This is a genomic window from Gordonia sp. i37, from assembly GCF_002043085.1.
Classification (GTDB): domain Bacteria; phylum Actinomycetota; class Actinomycetes; order Mycobacteriales; family Mycobacteriaceae; genus Gordonia; species Gordonia polyisoprenivorans.
This window is the reverse complement of the sequence record NZ_MVPX01000309.1, coordinates 1-7,196: the sequence shown is the minus strand read 5'-3', so window position 1 is coordinate 7,196 and position 7,196 is coordinate 1. Positions and strand designations below refer to the sequence as shown.

General features: G+C 67.6%; 9 protein-coding genes. 6 read left to right on the top strand and 3 right to left on the bottom strand.

What is annotated here, in order from left to right:
• Positions 1-258, top strand: a 258-nt coding sequence (locus tag B1964_RS15055) for a helix-turn-helix transcriptional regulator (protein WP_139765744.1), incomplete at its 5' end; no start/stop codon positions are given.
• On the opposite strand, the gene B1964_RS15050 is transcribed toward B1964_RS15055, so the two are convergent.
• From B1964_RS15050 to B1964_RS15040, 3 genes are all read right to left on the bottom strand, one after another.
• Positions 240-650: a VOC family protein gene (locus B1964_RS15050; protein WP_079930343.1), complete on the bottom strand. Its 411-nt coding sequence runs from the start codon at positions 648-650 to the stop codon at positions 240-242. The genes B1964_RS15055 and B1964_RS15050 overlap by 19 nt on opposite strands.
• Positions 651-725: 75 nt before the next feature.
• On the bottom strand, positions 726-1,691 hold the full coding sequence (gene dapD / locus B1964_RS15045; RefSeq protein WP_079930342.1) for a 2,3,4,5-tetrahydropyridine-2,6-dicarboxylate N-succinyltransferase: 966 nt from the start codon (positions 1,689-1,691) through the stop codon (positions 726-728).
• A 69-nt stretch (positions 1,692-1,760) separates the two neighbouring features.
• Positions 1,761-2,063 carry a hypothetical protein gene (locus tag B1964_RS15040; RefSeq protein ID WP_026919991.1) on the bottom strand — a complete coding sequence of 101 codons (303 nt, stop codon included), beginning with the start codon at positions 2,061-2,063 and terminating at the stop codon, positions 1,761-1,763.
• Between the two features lie 163 nt (positions 2,064-2,226).
• Between B1964_RS15040 and B1964_RS15035 the strand changes: the two genes are divergently transcribed.
• The 5 genes from B1964_RS15035 to B1964_RS15015 form a co-directional block, all read left to right on the top strand.
• Entirely contained in the window at positions 2,227-2,784 is a 558-nt protein-coding gene (locus B1964_RS15035; protein WP_253194010.1) for a DM13 domain-containing protein, read from the top strand.
• Between the two features lie 85 nt (positions 2,785-2,869).
• The gene (gene dapE / locus B1964_RS15030; protein ID WP_006367633.1) at positions 2,870-3,964 is read left to right on the top strand and encodes a succinyl-diaminopimelate desuccinylase; all 1,095 of its coding nucleotides are present in this window, start codon (positions 2,870-2,872) and stop codon (positions 3,962-3,964) included.
• 66 nt (positions 3,965-4,030) lie between these two features.
• Positions 4,031-4,897, top strand: a complete 867-nt coding sequence (locus B1964_RS15025; protein WP_079930340.1) for a TIGR00730 family Rossman fold protein — start codon at positions 4,031-4,033, stop codon at positions 4,895-4,897.
• A gap of 118 nt (positions 4,898-5,015) precedes the next feature.
• Positions 5,016-5,555, top strand: a complete 540-nt coding sequence (locus tag B1964_RS15020; RefSeq protein WP_079930339.1) for a TIGR00730 family Rossman fold protein — start codon at positions 5,016-5,018, stop codon at positions 5,553-5,555.
• Positions 5,556-5,635: 80 nt separating this feature from the next.
• Positions 5,636-7,196, top strand: a 1,561-nt coding sequence (locus tag B1964_RS15015) for a long-chain-acyl-CoA synthetase (RefSeq protein WP_079930338.1), incomplete at its 3' end; no start/stop codon positions are given.

Below are 7,196 nucleotides of genomic sequence, written 5' to 3'. Positions count from 1 at the left end.
GCCGACACGGTGTCGGTATCGGCGCGCACCCTGCATCGGATGTCGTTGCAGCACTTCGGGTATGGCCCCAAGACGCTCGCCCGGATCCTGCGGATGCGGACTGCGCTGGCGCTACTCGACGACGCCGGGGAGGATCTCATCGGTATCGCTGCGCGTGCCGGGTACGCCGACCACGCGCACATGTGCCGCGACTTCGCCGAACTCACCGGCGCGCCGCCGACGGCGTGGACCGGCGGCGCTCAGACCAGCGGACAATAGAGGTCGACGGGGTTGCCGTCGGGGTCGGCGATGACCGCATACCGCTGATGCCAGACGGCGTCGAACGGTTCGAGTATCGACCGGTGCCCGGCGGCGACGAGCGTTGCGTGCTCGGCATCGACATCGGTCGGGGTCGCGCAGGCGAACGCGAGCGCGATCCGATGGCCACCCGTGGGCTCGGTCCACCCGGGCATGAACGAGCCGACGACGGCGCGGGTGTCGAAGAGAATCCTCATCGGGCCCACCGCACTCTCCGCGTGGGGGGCATCGGCGGCGCCGGGCTCGAATTGCAGACCCAGAAGCGTATAGAAATGGACGGTGGCCGCCATGTCGGCGACGACGATGGACAGGGCGTCGAGGATCGGTCCTGTAATGCGTGCGGTGTCGGTCATGCGATCACCGTATGGTCACCGCACCCCGGGTGTCTTGAACGTTTCGGACAGGTCCCCGGCGCGCTGTGGTGTGTGTCAGTTCTTGTGCAGGGCCTCGTTGAGGGCGATGCCGTCGCCCTTCCAGGGCACCACCTCGACGGCGCCGTTGAGGCTGTTGCGACGGAACAGCAGATTGGACTGGCCTGCGAGGTCGCGGGCCTTGACGGTGGTGCCGTCGGGCCCGGTGACCTTGGTGCCCGCGGTGACGTAGAGGCCGGCCTCGATGACGCAGTCGTCGCCGAGGGGGATGCCGCAGCCGGAGTTCGCGCCGAGCAGGCAGCGCTTGCCGAGGACGATGCGCTCCTTGCCGCCGCCGGACAGTGTGCCCATCGTGGACGCGCCGCCGCCGATGTCGGAGCCGTCACCGACGACGACTCCCGCCGAGATGCGGCCCTCGACCATCGATTCGCCGAGGGTTCCGGCGTTGAAGTTCACGAATCCCTCGTGCATCACCGTCGTGCCGGGCGCAAGGTGTGCGCCGAGCCGGACGCGGTCGGCGTCGCCGATGCGCACACCGCCGGGCGCGACGTAATCGACCATGCGGGGGAACTTGTCGATGCTGTACACGGTCACGTTGCCGCGGGCGCGCAGTCCGGCGCGAATCTTCTCGAATCCCTCGACCGGGCAGGGGCCGTGATTGGTCCACACCACGTTGGCGAGAAGGCCGAAGATGCCGTCGAGGTTGGTGCCGTGCGGCGCAACGAGACGATGCGAGAGCAGGTGCAGACGCAGGTAGACGTCGTAGGCATCGACCGGCGGTACCGACAGATCGGCGATCGTGGTCGATACGGCCACGGTCTTGACCCTGCGGACCGCGTCGACACCGACCAGGTCACGAAGATCACCGGGGGTCGCGGTGTCGTCCAGGATCGTCGTGCCGCTCTGCTCACTCGTACCGAGTTGCGGCTCGGGGAACCAGACGTCGAGGATGACGCCGGGATCAGCGGAACCCCCGTTGGTCACCGTGGCGATTCCGACTGCGTGTGCACCATTGTTCGTCACGGCACCCGAGCTTACCGGTGGGGCGCCGTCCGGTTGGCAGCCGGATCAAGCCGCGGCGGAGCCGCCAGATCAAGCACCGTGTCGATAGTCGCGCAGGTAGTGCTCCGTCTCGGTGTCGGTGTAGTCGGGGATCAGTGCGCTGTGATGCAACTTCCGGCCCAGCATGGTCATGGTCGTGGCGGCCACACCGAAGGCCACCAGCCCGACGACGGCGGCGGTGACGGCCAGCGCGGTGTTGCCGACCACCACCGACACGAGCAGCACGGCGAGGCTCGCGAAACCGACGATGAGCAGGAAGAACGCCAACACTCCCAAAGGATGCTGACCGTGGGAATCGTGAAAACGATGGGAATCATGAGAACGAGCGGACATGGCGATCATCTCCTCGGTTCGAAACACTCCGCTACACCTCCACGCTACGACGGTCACGACAGCCGAGTAGGCGTTTCGCCGATCATCTCCGGACACGATCGAGCCATCATCCGAACGGCCGAACGCGCTGGTCGCGACCGTGCGATGTCCGTATTGTCGCATCATGGCCGAACGTGGACTCCGGACTCCGCACCAGGGCGGGCGGGCCCGACGCCGGCGATGGCCGTGGGTGCTCGCCGGGCTGGCAGTGGTGGTGATCGGCGGCGTGATCTTCAAGCCGTGGTTGGTCTTCGTCGACACCGAGATCGCCGACGAGATCCCGGTCGCCGCGAGCGGTACGCCGGCGTCGGGCGCGCCACCGGCCACGCCCGTGGTGCTCTCGTCCGGGACCTTCATCAGCCACGAACACGACACCACGGGCACCCTGTCGATCATCGAGAAGCCGGATGGCTCAAGGATTCTCGCCATCGAGAACCTCGACACGACCACCGGCCCCGATGTGCATGTGTGGCTCTCGGCCGGGGAGGTGATCGGCGGCTTCGCCGGCTGGCGTACCGCAGGTGGCGCCCCGCGCGTCGACCTCGGCCCGATCAAGGGCAACCGTGGCGACCAGGTGTATGCGGTGCCCGCGACCACCGACCTCGCCCGGTTCCCGGCGGTGGTGCTGTGGTGTGTGCAGTTCGACGTGTCATTCGGCGCCGCCGAGCTTCGACCTTTATGACCCCTGTGGTGTAACCCGTGCGATGTAAACCACGCGGGTGTAACCCTTTTCGGCGCCGCGCCATCGGCTTCGTTACGGTGGGGGCGTGAATGCTCTCGACCTCCATGGCGATCCGATCGACCTGACCGCGGCGCTGGTCGACATCCACAGTGAATCCCGGGACGAAACGGCCATCGCCGACGCCGTCGAATCCGCGCTCCGGGAGCAGACCACCGGCTTCGAGATCGTCCGTCACGGCAACCGGGTGCTCGCGCGCACCGACCGGGGGCTCGACAGCCGGGTCATCCTCGCCGGGCACCTCGACACGGTGCCGGTCGCGGGAAATCTGCCGAGCCGGCGCACCGACGACACCGCCGAGGGCGAGGTCCTGCACGGGTGCGGAACCGTGGACATGAAATCCGGTGACGCGGTGTTCCTGCATCTCGCGGCGACGTTGGCCGATCCGCGCCACGACCTCACGCTCATCTTCTACGACTGCGAGGAGATCGCCGCCGAGTACAACGGGCTGGGGGTCATCGAACGTGAACTGCCGCAGTGGCTTTCCGGCGACGTGGCGATCCTCGGGGAACCCACGGCCGGGCAGATCGAGGCAGGATGCCAAGGCACTCTGCGGGTACGCCTGACAGCGACCGGGACGCGGGCACATTCGGCGCGAGCGTGGATGGGCGACAACGCGATTCACAAGCTGGGGGAGGTGCTCACCACCCTCGCCGGGTACTCGCCGCGCCGCGTCGACATCGACGGATGCGAGTACCGCGAGGGGCTCTCGGCCGTCGGGATAGGCGGCGGGGTGGCCGGCAACGTCGTACCCGACGCCGCCCACGTCGACGTCAACTTCCGTTTCGCGCCCGACCACAGCATCGAGAGCGCACTCGACCACGTTCGCGAGGTGTTCGCCGGGCCGCTCGCCTCCGGTGCGGTGACGCTCGAACTCACTGATTCCGCCGCAGGCGCGTTGCCCGGCCTGTCGCATCCGGCTGCCGCGGCACTCGTCGACGCCGCGCAGGGGCGATTCCGCGCCAAGTACGGCTGGACCGACGTGTCACGATTCTCGGCTCTGGGTATTCCCGCGGTGAACCTCGGACCGGGGGACCCGAGCCTGGCCCACCGGGTCGACGAACGCGTCCCGGTCGCCCAGATCCGCGAGGTCACCGAGTTGTTGCGGACCTACCTGAGCTGAACTGACGCGCACCGGGTTCCCGTCGGTGCGGCGGGGACATCGGCCGGGCGCGCTAGCGTTACGCCCATGACGACTTCTGGCAGCGAGACGACTTCTGGCAGCGAGACGACTTCTGGCAGCAAGCCCGCAGAACGTGACCCGGTCACCGACGTCGACATCGAGGATCAGCAGGGCACCCGCTACATCGGCCCCATGCGCGTGCGCCGCACCGACGGCGACGAGCGCACCACCGACCGTCGGCTGCTCGAGTGGGTCGATCCGCGCGACGCCGAGCGCCGGGCCGAGCGCACCATGCGCGACTCGTGGCGCGTGTTGCGTATCCAGTCGGAATTCGTGGCGGGTTTCGATGCCCTCTCCGACGTCGCCGAGGCGGTCACGGTATTCGGGTCCGCGCGACTACGACCCGGCTCACCCGACTACGAGCTCGCGGTGCGCGTGGGCCGAGCCCTCGGCGCGGCCGGCTACGCCGTGATCACCGGCGGTGGGCCGGGCGTCATGGAGGCCGCGAACAAGGGAGCCCACGAGTCGTCGGCGACGTCGATCGGACTCAACATCGAGCTGCCGTTCGAGCAGCATCTGAACCCCTGGGTCGACCTGGGCATGAACTTCCGCTACTTTTTCGTCCGCAAGACGATGTTCGTGAAGTACGCCCAGGCCTTCGTCTGTCTGCCCGGCGGTCTCGGCACGCTCGACGAGCTCTTCGAGGCGCTGACCCTGGTGCAGACCAAGAAGGTGGTCCGGTTCCCGATCGTGCTCGTCGGCCGCGAGCACTGGGCCGGGCTGCTCGCCTGGATGCGCGAGGTCCTCGTCGCCAAGGGGATGGTCTCGCCCGAGGATCTCGATCTGGTGACCGTCGTCGATGAACCCGACGAGGCGGTCGAGGTCATCCGGGCGGCGGCGCAGCGCCTCGCCGCGCGTGGCGAGGCCGACTGACCGGCTGCCCCGACCGGCACGGCCCCGGCCACGCACGGAACGCACCGGCCGGGCGACACGAACACTCCATTCGCCGACCATGAGGTCCGCGGACAGACAGCGAGAGAGTGGGGGACTGATGAGCGCGATCTGCGTGTACTGCGCGTCGGGACGCAATGTGGGGCAGGAGTATCTGGATCTCGCGGCCGAACTCGGCACCGCGATCGGGGCGGGCGGACACACGCTGGTCTCCGGCGGCGGCAATGTGTCGATGATGGGTGCGGTCGCCGACGCCACGCGCGCGGCCGGCGGTACGACGGTCGGGATCATCCCGCGGACCCTGATGCAGCGCGAGGTCGCCGACCTCGACGCCGATGAACTCGTCATCACCGACACCATGCGGGAACGCAAGAAGCTGATGGACGATCGGGCCGACGGTTTCATCACGTTGCCCGGTGGTATCGGCACGCTCGAGGAGTTGTTCGAGACGTGGACCGGTGGATTCCTCGGCATGCACACCAAACCCGTGGTGCTGCTCGACCCGGTGGGTTTCTACACGCCGCTGTTGTCGTGGTTACAGGGTCTGGTGGCGCCGGGATTCGTCGCACAGAGTTCGCTGGACCGGCTCGTCGTCACCGATTCGGTAGAGGGTGCGCTGCGTCATGCTACTGACCGGTAAGGTGTGCACACGAGCTGGCGTCGTGTGTTCGCGGCGGACAGCGCGCGCCATCGTCGTCCAACCGGAGAGCGAGTAAGTCGATGTCGTCCCAGGACACCGTCGGAATCACAGATCTGTTCAAAGGCGTGCTCAAGATGGCGCCGCAGGCGCCCCAGATGATCAAGCACGCACCCGGGCTGATCAGGCGGCCCGCTGACGCCAAGCGCACCATCGGCCTGATCTTCGCGCAGCACGCCGCCAACCACCCGGACCGGCCGTTCGTGCGGTTCGGCGGTAAGTCGACCACCTACGGTGAGGCCAACCGGACGGTGAACCGCTACGCCGCCGTGCTCGCCGAGAAGGGTGTGCAGACCGGCGACGTGGTGGCGATCCTGTCGAAGAACTGCCCAACAGATCTGTTCGTGATGCTCGCGACGGTCAAGCTCGGCGCGATCGCCGGGATGATCAACTACAACCAGCGCGGCAACGTCCTCGAGCACAGCATGAAGCTCCTCGGGGCCCGGGTGTTCGTCCATGACCCGGATTGCGCGGAGGCCTTCGAGTCGATTCCCGAGAGCGCACTGCCCGAGCACGTTCTCGACTTCGCCGCACTCGATGCCGCGGCGCAGGGACGGTCGGAGGCCGACCCGCAGGTCACCGCGACCCTGCCGGCATCCACCGAGGCGTTCTACATCTTCACCTCCGGGACCACCGGCCTGCCCAAGGCCAGCGTGATGAGCCACAACCGGTGGCTGGCCAGTCTCTCGGGTATCGGCGGCCTCGCGGTGCGCCTGCGCGCCAGCGACACCATGTATGTGCCATTGCCGCTCTATCACAACAACGCACTGTCGGTGTCGTTGTCCTCGGTGCTCGCCTCGGGCGCCTGTATCGCCATCGGCAAACACTTCTCGGCGTCGAAATTCTGGGACGACGTCATCCTCAATCGCGCCACGGCGTTCTGCTACATCGGTGAGTTGTGCCGTTATCTGTTGGCGCAGCCGGAGAAGCCGACCGACCGCGCCCACAGCGTGCGTCTCGTGGTCGGCAACGGCATGCGCCCCGACATCTGGGACGAGTTCCGCGAGCGGTTCGGCATCGACCGGATCGTCGAGTTCTACGGGGCCAGTGAGTTGAACCTGGTGTTCGTCAACGCCTTCAGCGCCAGCCGCACCGCCGGGTTCTGTCCGTTGCCGTACGCGATCGTCGAGTACGACGAGGACGGCAAGCCCAAACGCAACGCCGACGGTCGGCTGACCAAGGTGAAACGCGGCGGAACGGGCCTGCTCATCTCCGGCATCAACGACCGCGTCCCGATCGACGGCTACACCGATCCGGAGGAAACCGAGAAGAAGATCGTCCGCGATGCCTTCAAGGACGGCGACGCCTGGTTCAACTCCGGTGATCTCGTTCGTGACCAGGGCTTCAGCCACATCGCCTTCGTCGACCGACTCGGCGACACGTTCCGCTGGAAGGGCGAGAACGTCGCGACCACCGAGGTCGAGGCCGGGCTCGACGGCCACCCGTCGATCGCGCAGTCGGTGGTCTTCGGCGTCGAGGTCCCGGGCACCGACGGCAAGGCCGGAATGGCGGCGGTGACGCTGCGCGAGGGGGCGAGCTTCGACGGCAAGGAGATGGCGTCGCACCTCTACGAGGCCCTGCCGT